Origin of the sequence: Pantoea sp. Fr-CA_6 (assembly GCF_024520895.1) — a bacterium.
In the GTDB taxonomy this organism is placed as follows: Bacteria; Pseudomonadota; Gammaproteobacteria; order Enterobacterales; family Enterobacteriaceae; genus Pantoea; species Pantoea agglomerans.
Genome location: NZ_JALNPO010000001.1, coordinates 1 through 16,580 on the forward strand (window position 1 = coordinate 1; position 16,580 = coordinate 16,580).

The window sequence follows — 16,580 nt, forward strand, 5'->3', positions numbered from 1 at the left end:
GGAGAAGGATTCGAACCTTCGAAGTCTGTGACGGCAGATTTACAGTCTGCTCCCTTTGGCCGCTCGGGAATCCCACCATGGCCTGAATCTTTCTCTCTTAAAGCGGGGCGCATCATACCAAATGCGATAAGGGTGTAAAGCGCCCACTGGCAAAACCGCAACTGTTTGCCCACTTTTTACGCGTAGCGCTGAATCTGCAGACAATTCAGCGCACTGGCTGATTAAAGAATAATCGTGCGGTTGCCGTAAACAAACACGCGCTGACCCAGCACTTTATACAGTGCGTTGCTCAGGACATTCTTTTCTACGTCGCGACCGGCGCGCATCATCTCATCGGCGGTGTAGCTGTGATCAACGTTTATCACATCCTGCATGATGATTGGGCCTTCATCGAGATTGTCGTTCACATAGTGCGCGGTGGCACCGATGATCTTCACGCCACGTTCATAAGCCTGATGATAGGGACGGGCACCGATAAAGGCGGGCAGGAAGGAGTGGTGAATATTGATAATCTGGTTCGGATAACGCTGCACAAAAGCAGGCGTCAGGACGCGCATATATTTTGCCAGCACCACGTAATCGGGCTGATAGCGGTCAATCTCTTCCACCATGCGGTTATCATGCTCTTCCCGCGTCAGTCCCTCATGACTCACCAGCACAAAGGGAATGTCAAAACGCTCAACCAGCGAACGCAGGGTGTCGTGGTTACCCACTACCGCCGCAATTTCCATATCCAGGCCGCCAAACGCGCTCTTCATTAACAGATCGCCCAGGCAATGCGCCTCTTTAGTGACCAGAATCACCACGCGGCGACGACCGGCGCTGTGCAGTTCCCGGACTGAACCCTGGGGCAGGGCGCTGTCGAGGTCGGCGAGCAGGGTATTGTCGTTGAAGATCCCTTCCAGTTCGGTACGCATGAAAAAACGCCCGGTGCGATGATCAACAAACTCATTGTTCTGCACAATATTAAGTTCGTGCTTGTAACAAATATTGGTGATTTTGGCGATCAGACCTTTTGCATCGGGACAAATGGTTCGTAAAACTTTTCTTTGCATGGTTTGCGCTTGCATCTCAATCAGAGTCCTGTCAAAGCATTAGGGGTAAAACCGCTGGGGTAGCCGTCAGCTTAACCACAACATTTTTTGTATTTTTTTTCACTGCCGCACGGGCAGCGATCGTTACGCCCCACGGGCGGTGCTGTACCGTCAACATAGTACCAGCGTTGATCCTCGCGAAGAAAGCGTGAACATTCATGAATGGCCTGAATGTTGGTTTTCTCGCGGTATCGCGCAAAAAAGGTAACGAAAGCTTCGTTCTCATGGCTTCCATGATTACAACGGGTTACATTCAGGCTGAGCCAGTCGGTTCCTGGAAAACTTTCAGATAAAAGCCCTGACAGCGCCGGATCACGCTTCTCAGGATGCCAGGTCGCAACCAGATAGTCCGCATTATGCTGCACATAAGCGCAATAACGGGATCGCATAAGTTGTTCAGCTGTAAAAGGAATCTGGTTACCCTGAAGAAAGGGCTCGCAACATACGCTATACTGCTCTCCGCTACAACATGGGCAGGTTTCTGACACATTATCTCCCGGGAATGATGGGTCGATTTTACAAGCGCGCTATGTTAGCTGACCCCGTGTTGTGATGCTACGTATTGACGGCAGGACCAGACAGAAATGAGAAAGGTAAAAATTGGATTGGCTCTGGGTTCTGGAGCGGCCAAAGGATGGGCGCACATCGGCGTGATCAACGCGCTGGAGCGTGCAGGTATTGAGATCGACGTCGTTGCGGGCTGCTCTGTCGGGGCATTAGTCGGATCTGCCTATGTGAATAACCGTCTGCCGCTGATGGAAAAATGGGTCAGTGCATTTCGCTACTGGGATGTTATTCGCCTGATGGATGTCTCCTGGCAGCGTGGCGGACTGCTGCGCGGTGAGCGGGTCTTTAGCCATGTTCGTCAGCTGATCCCCAATGACACGATAGAGCACTGTCATAAACCCTTTGGCGTGGTGGCGACTAACCTCAGTACCGGTCGTGAACTCTGGCTGACAGAGGGCGATCTGCATCAGGCAGTACGCGCTTCATGCAGTATGCCAGGTTTATTACCGCCGGTGGGCTACAATGGGTATTGGCTGGTGGATGGTGCCGTAGTCAACCCGGTGCCGATTTCACTTACCCGTGCCCTGGGGGCAGACATTGTTATCGCCGTTGACTTGCAGCATGACGCGCATTTAATGCAGCAGGATCTCTTTTCCGTGACACCACAGAATAGCGAAGAAGAAGCCGCCGCAGCGGCATTGAGTTGGGGTGGGAAGCTGCGTCAGCGTCTGGTGAATTTCAGCCAGCGCCGTGCGTCTCAGTCACCTGGCGCGATGGAGATTATGTCCACCTCTATCCAGGTGCTGGAAAATCGCCTGAAGCGGAATCGCATGGCAGGCGATCCGCCCGATGTTTTGATTCAGCCGGTCTGTCCGCAAATTTCGACGCTGGACTTTCATCGTGCTGAGGAAGCCATTGAAGCAGGCAAGGCCGCCGTAGAGAAGAAAATGGATGAACTATTACCACTGGTCCGTGGCAGATAATCAGGTTGTTCATTCAAAGCGGTGACTTCAGCCAATTCTTAAAGGCGCAACTGCGTTTTATGAACCACTATTGAAATATCTGGTACGCAGGGGGAAAGAATGGAAAAACCACTACTCGGCAAAAAGATACTCATTGTCGAAGATGAGGCTGTTTTCCGTTCGTTGCTGGACCAATTTTTGTTATCGATGGGTGCTGTGACGTTACAAGCGGAAGATGGTCTGGAAGCAATTGCACAACTACAACAGCATACTGTCGACCTGATTATCTGCGATCTGGAAATGCCCCGCATGAGCGGCATCCAGTTCGTTGAGCACATTCGTACCCGCGGCAACATCGTGCCGATTTTAATCATCTCAGCTACCGAGAACATGTCGGATATTGCGCATGTATTGCGTCTTGGGGTGCAGGATGTGCTGCTTAAACCACTTAAAAACTTTGAGCGCTTCCGTGAAGCGGTCTATGAGTGTCTCTATCCCTCTATGTTCACTTCGAAAGTGGAAGAGGATGAACAACTGTTCCAGGACTGGGATGCGCTGGTTCGTGATCCTAAAGCGGCTGCCAAGTTGCTCAAGCAACTCCAGCCACCGGTGCAGCAGACTATTGCCAACTGCCGGATTAACTATCGTCAGCTGACGATGGCCGAGCAGCCTGGGCTGGTGCTTGATATCGCGGCGCTCTCCGATAAAGATCTGGCGTTCTACTGTCTGGACGTGACCCGTGCCGGTGATAATGGCGTGCTGGCAGCGTTGCTGCTGCGGGCGCTGTTCAATGGCCTGCTGCAGGAGCAACTGACCGGGCAGAAACAGCGTCTGCCGGAACTCAATGGGCTGCTCAGACAGGTCAATCTGTTACTGCGCCAGGCGAACCTGAGCGGCCAGTTCCCGTTACTGGTTGGGTACTATCATCGCGGATTAAAGAACTTAATTCTGGTTTCGGCCGGATTGAACGCCACACTCCATGTTCATGCCCATCAGATTCAGCTCAGCAATGGTGTCCCCCTTGGCACTATGGGCAGCACCCATCTTAACCAGATCAGTCAGCGCGCAGAAAACTGGCAATGCCACGTCTGGGGCGCGGGCGGGCGCATTCGGCTGATGCTATCGACGGAAGAATAAGCCGTAAAAACAGAGGAATTCTGGCGCTGAGGACAGGGCCAGAGTTTAGCTTTACAGTTGGGTAATAGTCTTAATTTCGACGGTTTGGTGCCTTCCAGGATAAATCCGTTCGATACTAACTGATATACTCATTTCCGATTTTAAACCGACATATCAAGTATTAACTTGAACGGCCTATAAGAGAGGTATCTTAATGTCTGCCAATAATACCAAAGTAAAAAAAGCGGTAATCCCGGTAGCGGGTTTGGGTACGCGTATGCTCCCGGCTACCAAAGCGATTCCTAAAGAAATGTTACCGCTGGTTGATAAGCCGTTAATCCAGTATGTCGTTAACGAGTGTATCGCTGCTGGCATCAACGAAATTGTGCTGGTAACGCATTCATCAAAAAATGCCATCGAAAACCACTTTGATACCAGCTTCGAACTGGAATCAATGCTGGAAAAACGCGTTAAGCGTCAGCTGCTGGATGAAATCCAGTCAATTTGCCCGCCACACGTCACCATCATGCAGGTTCGTCAGGGCATCGCTAAAGGTCTGGGTCACGCTGTAATGTGTGCACACCCACTGATCGGTGATGAGCCGTTTGCGGTTATCCTGCCAGACGTCATCATCGACGAATATGAATCTAACCCAACCAAAGATAACCTGGCAGAGATGCTGAGCCGTTATGAAGAGTCTGGCCGCAGCCAGATCATGGTTGAGCCGGTTGCCGATGTGACTGCATACGGTGTTGTCGATTGCCAGGGCGCAGAACTGAACCCAGGCGACAGCGCACCGATGGTCGGTGTGGTTGAGAAGCCTAAAGCGTCAGAATCCCCATCAAACCTGGCCGTTGTAGGTCGTTATGTTCTCTCTTCAGAGATCTGGCCACTGCTGGCTAAAACGCCTCCAGGTGCAGGCGGCGAAGTTCAGCTGACTGACTCCATTGCGATGCTGATGGAAAAAGAGACAGTTGAAGCATATCACCTGAAAGGCGTCAGCCATGACTGTGGTAACAAACTGGGCTACATGCAGGCTTTCGTTGAGTACGGTGTTCGTCATCCGGTATTGGGCAAAGATTTTTCTGAATGGCTCGATGGCGCAGTTGGCAACAAAAAGTAATTCATAAACACAGGATAACTCGATGAAAGTCACTGTATTTGGTATCGGCTATGTCGGTCTGGTTCAGGCTGCGGTGTTAGCCGAAGTCGGACATGACGTTCTCTGCATTGATGTCGACGAAAACAAAGTCGAAAATCTGAAAAAAGGCATCATTCCTATTTTCGAACCAGGTTTAACGCCGCTGGTAATGTCCAATTACGAAGCGGGTCGTCTGAAGTTCAGCACTGATGCTGAGCTGGGCGTAAACCATGGTGTTATGCAGTTTATTGCAGTTGGTACTCCACCAGATGAAGACGGCTCTGCCGATCTGAAATATGTGACCGCCGTAGCGCGCACCATTGCGCAGCATATGAACGATCACAAAGTGGTTATCGACAAATCAACCGTTCCGGTTGGCACAGCAGACAAAGTTCGTGCGGTAATGACGGAAGCGCTGAAAGCGCGTGACGCCAACATCACCTTTGATGTGGTATCTAACCCGGAATTCCTCAAAGAAGGTGCTGCAGTTAATGACTGTATGCGTCCAGAACGTATCGTTGTCGGTACTGACAACGACGACGTGGTAGAACTGTTACGCGAGCTCTATGAGCCGTTTAACCGTAACCACGATCGTATGATCATGATGGATATCCGCAGCGCAGAGCTGACCAAGTATGCAGCAAACTGCATGCTGGCCACCAAAATCAGCTTTATGAATGAGATGTCTAACCTGGCTGAACGTTTAGGCGCGGATATTGAAAAAGTACGCCAGGGCATCGGTTCCGACCCTCGCATTGGCTACCACTTTATCTATCCTGGCTGTGGTTACGGCGGCTCCTGCTTCCCGAAAGATGTGCAGGCGTTAATCCGTACCGCTGAGTCAATTGGCTATCAGCCACGTCTGTTGCAGGCCGTGGAAGATGTGAATGATAACCAGAAAAACAAGCTGCCAACCTTTATCAAACGTCATTTTGGTGACGATCTGAAAGGTAAAACGTTTGCGCTCTGGGGCCTGTCATTTAAGCCGAACACTGACGACATGCGTGAAGCCTCCAGCCGTGTGCTGATGGAAACGCTGTGGGAAGCTGGCGCATCTGTTCAGGCGTTTGACCCTGAAGCGATGGATGAAGCACAGCGTATCTACGGTCACCGCAGCGATCTTAAGCTGATGGGTACCAAAGAAGCAGCACTGCAGGGCGCTGACGGTCTGGTCATCTGTACGGAGTGGCAAAACTTCCGTGCGCCTGACTTCGACATCATCAAAAATGCACTGAAAGAAGCCGTGATTTTTGATGGTCGTAACCTGTATGATCCAGAGCGTATCAGCAAACGCGGTTTCGTTTATTATGCAATCGGCCGCGGAGCGTCTATTCAAACTGCATAATTAACGAGGGATTTATGAACTTTCTGGTCACCGGCGCCGCAGGTTTTATTGGTTTTCATGTCAGCCAGCGTCTGCTGGCCGCCGGTCACCAGGTTGTCGGTATCGACAACCTGAATGATTATTACGACGTAAATCTCAAGCATGCCCGTCTCAATTTAATTAAGGCCGATCCTGGTTTTACTTTTATTGAGATGGACCTGGCGGACCGTGACGCAATGGCGTCGCTGTTCGATCAGCAAAAATTCCAGCGCGTTATCCATCTTGGCGCTCAGGCTGGTGTCCGGTATTCCATTGAAAATCCCCATGCCTACGCAGACTCCAATCTGACGGGTCACCTCAATATCCTTGAAGGTTGCCGTCATCATAAAATTGAACATCTGCTCTACGCCTCATCCAGTTCAGTCTATGGTCTGAATCGCAAGATGCCGTTCTCAACCGAAGATAGCGTTGATCATCCGGTTTCTTTATATGCAGCGACCAAAAAAGCCAACGAGTTAATGTCACACACTTACTCGCATCTCTATCAGCTGCCGACCACTGGATTGCGCTTCTTTACGGTCTATGGCCCGTGGGGCCGTCCGGATATGGCGTTATTCAAATTCACCCGAGCAATGATTGCCGGTGAGGCGATTGACGTTTATAACCAGGGCCAGATGAAACGCGACTTTACCTATATTGACGATATTGCTGAAGCCATTGTTCGCCTGCAGGATGTTATTCCACAACAGGACGACAACTGGACAGTTGAAACCGGATCGCCGGCAACCAGTTCAGCGCCTTATCGTGTTTATAATATTGGAAACAGTCAGCCTGTCACGTTGATGAACTATATCGAAGCGATTGAAAAAGCCCTGGGCATTACTGCGAAGAAAAATCTGATGCCAATGCAGCCTGGAGATGTACTGGAAACCAGTGCGGATACCGAAGCCTTGTTTAAGGCAATTGGATTCAAACCACAGACCGGGGTGGAAGAGGGCGTTAAAAACTTTGTGGACTGGTACCGCGACTTTTACCGCGTCTGAGTATCTGATTAAAAGAAAAAAGGAAGCTCCGGCTTCCTTTTTTATTGCGCATCAGGCTGCCAGGAAGGCAGTCACCCTGCGGGTCTTTACAGTAAAAAATCGTCCAGCTTTTTACCCTGTTCTTCCAGCGCTTTTTTAATCACGGCCGGTGTGCGGCCCTGACCGGTCCAGGTTCTGGACTCGCCTTTTTCATCGGTGTAACCATATTTAGCCGGACGTACTGAGCGTTTACCTTTTGCCGCAGTCCGTGTGTCGGTCAGCGTGTTAATCAGTTCATTCGGGTCAATACCATCAGCCAGTAGCATTTCACGATACTGATTAAGTTTACGCGTGCGTTCTTCATTTTCTGCCTGAAAATGAGACTCTTCTTCGCGGCGCTCTTTTACTACTACGTCCAGCTTTTCCAGCATCTCTTCCAGTATTTCAACGGAATACTCTCTGGCCTGGGCGCGCAGCGTACGGATATTATTAAGAACTTTTAGTGCTTCGCTCATTGTCCTGGTCTCTGAATAAGGGAAAAGTTGTGTTGCCCGCTAATAGTAGTGGCGACATAAAATAACTGCAATCATAAAAATATGTATATCACTAATTACCCACGTGACTAAAAATAATTTTCACCAGAAAATTGCACAGTTGTGCAGAATAAAAATATTTTCCTTTAGTCCGATATCAAATAAATTTAATGTATTCAGGTCAGCAACAAAAATGTCATTGCTTTTGTTGCGGGTAAAATAAGCAAAACTTATCCCGTTCGGCACTGCACTTAACAGGCGCTGGAAACGGCATGCAGAGGAATAAACGGCCAGCCGTTACACTTTATTCATTCATCAACCGCAACGTATTGCCGCCGCTTTGTGGTAATATGCGCGCCATTCCATTCAGTCCTGATGAAGATACGCGCCGATGGCTCAACTCTATTTCTATTACTCTGCCATGAATGCAGGGAAATCAACCGCACTGCTACAATCCTCATATAACTATCATGAGCGCGGCATGCGTTCACTGGTTTACACCGCTGAAATCGATAATCGCTTTGGTGCCGGGCAGGTGAGTTCCCGTATCGGACTATCGTCACCGGCCTTGCTATACAACGCAGAGACATCACTCTACAGCGACATCGCTGCTGAACATGCCGTTCAGCCTGTCCACTGCGTGCTGGTTGATGAGAGTCAGTTCCTGACCCGTGAGCAGGTTAAAGCGCTGTCAGATGTCGTAGACGACCTTGATATCCCGGTGCTCTGTTATGGTCTGCGCACGGATTTTCGCGGTGAACTGTTTGTTGGCAGTCAGTATCTGCTGGCGTGGGCAGATAAGCTGGTTGAACTCAAAACTATTTGTCACTGTGGGCGCAAGGCCAGTATGGTTCTGCGACTGGATAGCGAGGGCAAACCTTTCAGTGAGGGTGAGCAGGTGGTGATTGGCGGTAACGAACGTTATATCTCAGTCTGCCGTAAGCATTATAAACAGGCGATAGAGCAGGGATCGTTGCAGGCGATCCATGGCGCTCAGACTCCGCTGAATTAACCCTATTATTCAGGCAATAAAAAACCCGCCGGGGCGGGTTTTTTTATCAGACAGTCAGAACGGCGCTATCAGACTTTTTTGGCTTTCTTCTCAAGCTTAATACCTTTTACCGGCTGCTCAGCAATGGCTTCGGCTACGTTTGAGAACGGTTCGACAAATTCACGACCGTAGTAGGTATCAAGCATAATCTGTTTCAGTTCAGCAATCAGCGGATAACGTGGGTTAGCGCCGGTACACTGGTCATCAAACGCATCATCGGCCAGTTTATCGACTTTCGCCAGGAAGTCCGCTTCCTGCACACCCGCCTCACGGATAGAGGTTGGAATACCAAGTTCAGTTTTAATCTCATCCAGCCAGGCGAGCAGCTTCTCAATTTTCTGCGCGGTGCGGTCGCCTGGTGCGCTCAGACCCAGATGGTCAGCAATCTCGGCGTAGCGACGGCGCGCCTGAGGGCGATCGTACTGGCTGAAAGCGGTCTGTTTAGTCGGGTTGTCATTCGCGTTGTAGCGAATAACGTTAGAGATTAACAGGGCGTTGGCCAGGCCGTGTGGGATATGGAACTCTGAACCCAGCTTATGCGCCATTGAGTGACAAACCCCGAGGAAGGCGTTGGCAAACGCAATACCGGCGATAGTGGCGGCATTGTGTACGCGCTCACGCGCCACCGGATTTTTGGCGCCTTCGGCATAGCTGGCTGGCAGATTCTCTTTCAGCAGTTTCAGTGCCTGCAGCGCCTGTCCGTCAGAGTATTCATTCGCCAGTACTGAAACATAAGCTTCCAGCGCGTGGGTCACGGCATCCAGACCGCCGAAGGCGCAGAGTGAACGCGGCATATCCATCACCAGGTTGGCATCGACAATCGCCATATCAGGCGTCAGTGCGTAGTCAGCGAGCGGATATTTCTGACCCGTCGCATCATCGGTCACTACAGCAAACGGCGTGACTTCAGAACCGGTACCGGACGTGGTGGTGATGGCAATCATGCGCGCTTTGACACCCATTTTCGGGAACTTGTAGATACGTTTACGGATATCCATGAAACGTAACGCCAGCTCCTCGAAGTGAGTTTCCGGATGTTCGTACATCACCCACATGATTTTCGCGGCATCCATCGGTGAGCCACCGCCCAGCGCGATGATGACATCCGGTTTGAAGCTGTTCATCTGCTCAGCACCTTTACGCACGATGCTCAGCGTCGGGTCAGCTTCAACTTCGAAGAACACTTCCGTTTCAATGCCGTGTGATTTCAGCACGCGGGTCACCTGGTCGGCATAGCCGTTATTGAACAGGAAGCGGTCAGTGACGATAAAGGCACGTTTCGCGCCATCCGTTGCCACTTCTTCCAGCGCAATTGGCAGTGAACCCCGACGGAAGTAGATGGATTTTGGAAGTTTATGCCACAACATATTCTCAGCTCGCTTGGCGACAGTTTTGGTATTGATCAGATGTTTTGGACCGACGTTCTCTGAAATAGAGTTTCCGCCCCACGAACCACAACCCAGCGTCAGAGACGGCGCCAGTTTAAAGTTGTAGAGGTCGCCGATACCACCCTGCGAGGCGGGGGTGTTGATCAGAATACGCGCGGTTTTCATTTTGTCGCCGAAGTAGTGAACGCGTTCGGTCTGATTGTCCTGATCGGTATAGAGACAGGAGGTGTGGCCGATACCGCCCATGGCGACCAGTTTTTCTGCTTTCGCGACCGCATCCTGGAAATCTTTCGCCCGATACATCGCAAGGGTTGGTGAGAGTTTTTCATGGGCGAACGGCTCAGACTCATCCACCAGCTTCACTTCGCCAATCAGAATCTTAGTGCTCGGTGGCACGCTGATACCGGCCATCTCCGCAATTTTGAACGCTGGCTGGCCTACGATAGCCGCATTCAGGCCGCCGTTTTTCAGAATAATATTCTGCACCGCACTCAGTTCGGCACCCTGCAGCATATAACCGCCGTGGCTGGCGAAACGTTCACGCACCGCGTCATAGACTGAATCGACCACAATCACCGACTGTTCAGAGGCGCAGATAACCCCGTTATCAAAGGTTTTCGACATCAGAATCGACGCAACCGCACGTTTCAGATCGGCGGTTTCATCAATCACGACTGGCGTATTACCCGCACCGACACCAATCGCAGGTTTACCGGAGCTGTAAGCCGCTTTCACCATGCCCGGACCGCCAGTGGCGAGAATCAGGTTGATGTCAGGGTGGTGCATCAGTTGATTGGACAGCTCAACGGAAGGTGCGTCGATCCAGCCGATAATATCTTTTGGCGCACCGGCAGCCACCGCCGCCTGCAGCACGATATCTGCAGCTCTGTTGGTCGCATCTTTGGCGCGTGGATGGGGAGAGAAAATGATGCCGTTACGGGTTTTAAGGCTGATTAATGCTTTGAAGATGGCGGTTGAAGTGGGGTTGGTCGTCGGGACGATACCGCAAATCAGGCCAATAGGTTCGGCGATGGTAATGGTGCCGAAAGTATCATCCGTGGCTAACACACCACAGGTTTTTTCATCTTTATAAGCGTTGTAGATATATTCTGAAGCAAAATGGTTTTTGATCACTTTGTCTTCGACGATGCCCATACCGGATTCGGCAACGGCCATCTTGGCAAGCGGGATTCGGGCGTCTGCGGCGGCGAGGGCGGCGGCACGGAAGATGGCGTCGACCTGTTGTTGAGAAAAGTTGGCATATTCACGCTGGGCTTTTTTTACACGTTCAACCAGTGCATTAAGTTCGGCGACATTGGTTACGGCCATGGTGTTCTCCTGAAGGAAGTTAAACTTTTTTAGTAAACAATCCTGCGCCCTGAGTATAGTCACGTTGCCATAAGGCGTTGGACTGGGTCAGAACGCCCGGATTTTCAACTGTTTACTGAACTAGTCTTCTGTTGCAGTCAGTGAGATTTTCTTCGCTGCCGCTAATACTTCCGTTGCGAAAAGATTACCTGGTTTGGGGTAGGGCAATTTTGATGCAGATCAATTTAACCGCAAGCTGACACCTTTCAGCTCCCCTTTACGCCCTTTGTTTATCAAATTGGTTACCTCTTCACGTCATCTGCCTGGTAGCGGCTAAATCCAGTCACTTTTTAATCTCTGGGGTAACGCGCTGGATGCGCCGTCATTCAACAGTATAAATAGCTGAGTCAGCATCTGGCGTCCGTGCCTGTTTTCACATACATTAGGCGCGTTTTCCCCCCTGTGGTACGGAGTAAAGTCGTGAACCCTGCGCTGTTAGATTTATCAGGCTATATAAAATTTTTTGTCGGGCTCTTTGCGCTGGTCAATCCGGTGGGAATTATTCCGGTCTTCATCAGCATGACCCGTTATCAGGGGGTGGCTGAGCGTAACAAAACCAACCTCACTGCCAATCTGGCGGTTGCTATTATTCTCTGGACGTCACTGTTCCTTGGGGATGCGATTCTGCATGTGTTTGGCATCTCGATTGACTCCTTCCGCATCGCGGGTGGGATCCTGGTCGTCACCATTGCGATGTCGATGATCAGCGGCAAGCTGGGCGAAGATAAGCAGAATAAGCAGGAGAAGTCAGAAACGGCGATTCGTGAAAGTGTGGGGGTTGTGCCGCTGGCGTTGCCGCTGATGGCGGGGCCGGGTGCTATCAGCTCGACCATTGTCTGGAGCACCCGCTACCACAGCTGGATAAATCTGCTGGGGTTCACTCTGGCGATTGCGATCTTTGCATTCTGCTGCTGGTTACTCTTTCGGGCCGCGCCGTTAATGGTGCGTATTCTTGGCCAGACCGGTATCAACGTCATTACGCGTATTATGGGTCTGTTACTGATGGCACTGGGCATCGAATTTGTTGTCACCGGCATGAAGTCCATTTTTCCCGGCTTACTCAATTAAACGCTCACTTATTTCAGAGAGTGAAGTGAAATAATGATCCGTAATGGTGCATGAAGGGCATTTTATGCACCATTACGATGCAATTATTCGTTGTGCTTAACAGAATAGGGCAATTATAAATTTCATTACTGCGCGCTGGCTCACAGACTTTTTTCTGCGAAATAATGTCACTATTTTCACACGATATTCTGCTCTCTATTTTCGTGTAAGCCTCACAAACTGCCAGAATAATCACGCTATCTTAAATTTCATCACGCTGAAGCCAGATTCCCCAATATAAGTGCCAAAAAAGAGGCTGTTTGTCGCTGCTTTCCGCTCCTGAGAGGGGTTTCCAGCTAAATGGTCTATTTTTCATATCGATATGATATTTTCAGGACGAAAATTAACACTTCCGCTGCCTGACTTCTCATGATAAAAGAGAATTAGTTAACATTTTAGCTATTTTGCTTTGGCGCGCCTTCACGGCTTCTGATAATTTTTGGCCCAACGTAAAATTTTTTCTCCGAAAGCCCAAAGTGAGAACGCTTTTTGCTTAAGCCTGTCGGGATACTTAATTTAAGGTTGGCGTTTCGCATGATTGGGATGAAGAATTTGCAGCAGCAGCGGTCAAAACTCGCAGTCGTTTTGTTAATGGCATTTTCTCCGGCCTATGCCGCCACGGTGCCGCCGGGTACAACACTGACCGCGCAGCAACAGATTGTGATCAATAACGGCAGTGAAGTCTCCTCGCTGGATCCGCATAAAACCGAAGGCGTGCCGGAATCCAACATTATTCACAACCTGCTGGACGGCCTGGTCAATACCGATAACAGCGGGCAGGTCGTTCCTGGCGTCGCTAAAAGCTGGGAAAACCCGCAACCCACCGTCTGGATTTTTAATCTGCGGGAGGATGCGAAGTGGAGCAACGGTGAGCCGGTTACCGCCGCTGATTTCGTCTACAGCTGGCGCCGTCTGGTGGACCCGACAACCGCGTCGCCTTACTCCAGCTATCTGCAGGCAGCCCATTTTGCCAATATCGATGCCATCCTTGCCGGCAAAGCGTCACCTGATCAGCTGGGCGTGAAGGCGCTGGACGCCCATCGGCTGCAAATTACCCTGAGTAAGCCGGTGCCTTACCTGGTGGCGATGTTAGCGCATACGGCGATGAAGCCGGTTTATGCGCCAGCCATTAAGCAGTGGGGCGAAGCCTGGACCCGCCCGGGTCACTACATCGGCAACGGCGCCTACACGCTGAGCGACTGGGTAGTGAATGAAAAAATTGTCGTGAAGCGCAATCCTCGCTACTGGGATAATGCGCACACGGTGATTGAACAGGGGACATTCCTGCCGATCGCCTCTGAAAACAGTGATATCAATCGCTACCGCAGCGGCGGCACGGACATTACCAACAGTGCGGTGCCACCAGAGATGTTTGGCAAGCTGCGCAAAGAGCTGGGCGATGAAGTGAAGGTCAGCCCGCTGCTCTGCACCTTCTACTACGAGATTAATAACAAAAAGCCGCCGTTTACCGATGCGCGGGTGCGTGCCGCACTGAAGATGACCCTTGATCGCGAGGTGATTGCCAATAAGATCATGGCCCAGGGGCAGATTCCGGCTTACAGCCTGACGCCGCCTTTTACCGCCGGTATCAAACTCACGCCACCCGCCTGGTTCACCTGGACGCAGGCGCAGCGTAATGAAGCCGCGAAGAAGCTGCTGGCAGAGGCCGGCTTTGATGCTGCCCATCCGCTGACCTTTACGCTGCTCTACAACACTTCCGATCAGAACAAACGGCAGGCGATTGCGGCCGCGTCGATGTGGCAGAAAAACCTGGGTGCTAAGGTGACGCTGCAGAATCAGGAGTGGAAAACCATGCTGGAGACCCGTCATCAGGCGCAGTATGACGTGGTGCGCGCCACCTGGTGTGCCGACTACAACGAACCCTCAACCTTCCTGAACATGCTGATCAGCAACGCCTCGATCAACACCGCGTTTTACAGCAGCGCGACCTTTGATCGTCTGATGGCGGAGACGCTGACGGCGGGCAGCGAGGCGCAGCGCGCCGGCCTGTATCAGCAGGCTGAAACACAACTCGACAAAGACTCACCAATTGTGCCAGTTTACTACCGCGTAAGTGTGCGCCTGGTGAAGCCCTGGGTTGGCGGCTTCACGGGCAAAGACCCGCAGGACATGACAGACCTGAAGTACTATTTCATCAAAAAACACTGATCTGATCGCCCGTTCGGCGAGACAGTCGGAAAACGCATCAGCAAACAGACCTTTTTTTGGGGTCAATCTCCCTGGTAACAGGCCAGGGAGCCCGTAGACGGGGGACGCCGGGGCAGAGCATCGCCACGGTGACGATAATAAAACTGGAGTGTAATAATGAACAACATCACGAAAAAAAGCCTGATTGCAGCGGGCGTTTTCGCCGCAGTGAGTGCGCTGGCAGGGAATGCGGCTTTCGCAGCAACGGTGCCTGCGGGCGTTGAGCTGGCCGCAAAACAGGAGCTGGTTCGCGGCAATGGCGATGAAGTGCAGTCGCTCGATCCGCACAAAATTGAAGGTGTGCCGGAAGACAACGTAGCGCGTGATCTTTACGAAGGTCTGCTGGTCAATGACAGCAACGGTAAACCGATCCCGGCCGTAGCGGAAAGCTATGAAAATAAAGATTTCAAAGTGTGGACTTTCCACTTACGTAAAAATGCCAAATGGTCCAATGGCGAGCCGGTCACCGCGCAGGACTTCGTCTACAGCTGGGAGCGTCTGGTCGATCCTAAAACCGCCTCACCGTATGCCAGCTATCCGCAGTATGGTCATATCCTGAACGTCGATGACATCATCGCCGGTAAAAAACCAGTTACCGATCTGGGCGTAAAAGCTATTGATGACCACACGCTGGAAGTCACCCTGAGTGAGCCGGTTCCCTATTTTGATAAGCTGCTGATTAACTCCGTCATGTCACCGGTTTACAAACCGGCGATTGAGAAATTTGGCGATCAGTGGACGCAGCCGCAGAACTGGGTCGGCAACGGTGCCTTTAAGCTTGAAGCGCACGTGATTAACGAACGTATCACCCTGGTGCGTAACCCGAACTACTGGGACAATGAGCATACGGTGCTGAACAAAGTCACCTTCCTGCCGATCAGTTCAGAAGTCAGTGACGTTAACCGCTACTTCTCCGAGAACGGCAGCGACATGACCTATAACAACCTGCCGATTGAGCTGTTTAAAAAGCTGCAGCGTGACAACGGTAAAGAGCTGCACGTCGATCCATATCTCTGCACCTATTATTACGAAATCAACAACCAGAAAGCGCCATTCACCGATCCGCGCGTGCGCGCTGCCCTGAAGCTGGGCCTGGATCGTGACATCATGGTGAATAAAGTGCTGGCGCAGGGCCAGAAACCTGCCTATAGCTATACGCCACCAGCGACCGACGGCATGGACATTCTGCCGCCAGACTGGTTCAAATGGTCACAGGACAAGCGTAATGCCGAGGCGAAAAAGCTGCTGGCAGAAGCGGGCTACACCGCCGACAAACCGCTGACCTTTAACCTGCTCTATAACACCTCCGATCTGCACAAGAAGCTGGCAATTGCCGCCTCGTCGATCTGGAAGAAAAATATCGGCGTGAACATCAAGCTGGAAAACCAGGAGTGGAAAACCTTCCTGGATACCCGTCATCAGGGTAACTACGATGTTTCCCGTGCGGCATGGTGTGCGGACTACAATGAACCGACTTCCTTCCTGAACACCATGCTGTCCAACAGCAGCAGTAACACCTCGCACTATAAGAGCGATGCGTTTGACAAAGTGATTCGCGACGCGATTAAGGCCCCGGATGCTAAAGCCCGTGCAGCTGACTATCAGCAGGCCGAGCAGATCATGGATAAAGACAGCACCATCGTCCCGGTTTACTACTACGTGAATACCCGTCTGGTGAAACCTTATGTCGGCGGTTATACCGGTAAAGATCCACTGGATAAAACCCTGGATAAAAACTTCTACATCATCAAACACTAAT

Annotated in this window: 13 protein-coding genes; 9 read left to right on the forward strand and 4 right to left on the reverse strand. The window is 51.2% G+C overall.

Annotated elements, in window-relative coordinates; all coding sequences use genetic code 11:
- Positions 1 to 221 precede the first annotated feature (221 nt).
- Positions 222 to 1,070, reverse strand: a complete 849-nt coding sequence (purU, locus tag NR201_RS00005) for a formyltetrahydrofolate deformylase (protein ID WP_003852258.1) — start codon at positions 1,068 to 1,070, stop codon at positions 222 to 224.
- 56 nt (positions 1,071 to 1,126) lie between these two features.
- Positions 1,127 to 1,582 carry a YchJ family protein gene (locus NR201_RS00010; RefSeq protein ID WP_256849224.1) on the reverse strand — a complete coding sequence of 152 codons (456 nt, stop codon included), beginning with the start codon at positions 1,580 to 1,582 and terminating at the stop codon, positions 1,127 to 1,129.
- 96 nt (positions 1,583 to 1,678) lie between these two features.
- Here NR201_RS00010 and rssA point away from each other — a divergent pair, with 96 nt between their 5' ends.
- The 5 genes from rssA to NR201_RS00035 all read left to right on the forward strand — a co-directional run bounded on the left by rssA (position 1,679) and on the right by NR201_RS00035 (position 7,187).
- Positions 1,679 to 2,584, forward strand: coding sequence for a patatin-like phospholipase RssA (gene rssA / locus NR201_RS00015; protein ID WP_010244341.1), 906 nt, complete (start codon positions 1,679 to 1,681; stop codon positions 2,582 to 2,584).
- Positions 2,585 to 2,683: 99 nt separating this feature from the next.
- Positions 2,684 to 3,700 (forward strand): two-component system response regulator RssB, encoded by a 1,017-nt coding sequence (gene rssB / locus NR201_RS00020; RefSeq protein WP_256849225.1) that lies wholly within the window; start codon positions 2,684 to 2,686, stop codon positions 3,698 to 3,700.
- A 193-nt stretch (positions 3,701 to 3,893) separates the two neighbouring features.
- Complete coding sequence (galU, locus tag NR201_RS00025) at positions 3,894 to 4,802, forward strand: UTP--glucose-1-phosphate uridylyltransferase GalU (protein WP_008925296.1); 909 nt, start codon at positions 3,894 to 3,896, stop codon at positions 4,800 to 4,802.
- Positions 4,803 to 4,824: 22 nt separating this feature from the next.
- Positions 4,825 to 6,165, forward strand: coding sequence for a UDP-glucose/GDP-mannose dehydrogenase family protein (locus NR201_RS00030; RefSeq protein ID WP_003852248.1), 1,341 nt, complete (start codon positions 4,825 to 4,827; stop codon positions 6,163 to 6,165).
- 14 nt (positions 6,166 to 6,179) lie between these two features.
- Positions 6,180 to 7,187 carry an NAD-dependent epimerase gene (locus NR201_RS00035; protein ID WP_010244357.1) on the forward strand — a complete coding sequence of 336 codons (1,008 nt, stop codon included), beginning with the start codon at positions 6,180 to 6,182 and terminating at the stop codon, positions 7,185 to 7,187.
- Positions 7,188 to 7,273: 86 nt separating this feature from the next.
- Here NR201_RS00035 and hns read toward each other — a convergent pair whose 3' ends face one another.
- Positions 7,274 to 7,681, reverse strand: a complete 408-nt coding sequence (gene hns / locus NR201_RS00040) for a histone-like nucleoid-structuring protein H-NS (RefSeq protein ID WP_010244359.1) — start codon at positions 7,679 to 7,681, stop codon at positions 7,274 to 7,276.
- Positions 7,682 to 8,090: 409 nt separating this feature from the next.
- Between hns and tdk the strand changes: the two genes are divergently transcribed.
- Positions 8,091 to 8,711: a thymidine kinase gene (tdk, locus tag NR201_RS00045; protein WP_010244362.1), complete on the forward strand. Its 621-nt coding sequence runs from the start codon at positions 8,091 to 8,093 to the stop codon at positions 8,709 to 8,711.
- A 68-nt stretch (positions 8,712 to 8,779) separates the two neighbouring features.
- On the opposite strand, the gene adhE is transcribed toward tdk, so the two are convergent.
- On the reverse strand, positions 8,780 to 11,467 hold the full coding sequence (adhE, locus tag NR201_RS00050; protein ID WP_256849226.1) for a bifunctional acetaldehyde-CoA/alcohol dehydrogenase: 2,688 nt from the start codon (positions 11,465 to 11,467) through the stop codon (positions 8,780 to 8,782).
- Between the two features lie 459 nt (positions 11,468 to 11,926).
- Between adhE and NR201_RS00055 the strand changes: the two genes are divergently transcribed.
- The 3 genes from NR201_RS00055 to oppA all read left to right on the forward strand — a co-directional run bounded on the left by NR201_RS00055 (position 11,927) and on the right by oppA (position 16,579).
- Entirely contained in the window at positions 11,927 to 12,574 is a 648-nt protein-coding gene (locus NR201_RS00055) for a YchE family NAAT transporter (protein ID WP_010244367.1), read from the forward strand.
- 582 nt (positions 12,575 to 13,156) lie between these two features.
- On the forward strand, positions 13,157 to 14,782 hold the full coding sequence (locus tag NR201_RS00060) for an ABC transporter substrate-binding protein (protein ID WP_256849227.1): 1,626 nt from the start codon (positions 13,157 to 13,159) through the stop codon (positions 14,780 to 14,782).
- Positions 14,783 to 14,938: 156 nt separating this feature from the next.
- The gene (gene oppA / locus NR201_RS00065; RefSeq protein ID WP_010244375.1) at positions 14,939 to 16,579 is read left to right on the forward strand and encodes an oligopeptide ABC transporter substrate-binding protein OppA; all 1,641 of its coding nucleotides are present in this window, start codon (positions 14,939 to 14,941) and stop codon (positions 16,577 to 16,579) included.
- Position 16,580 lies beyond the last annotated feature (1 nt).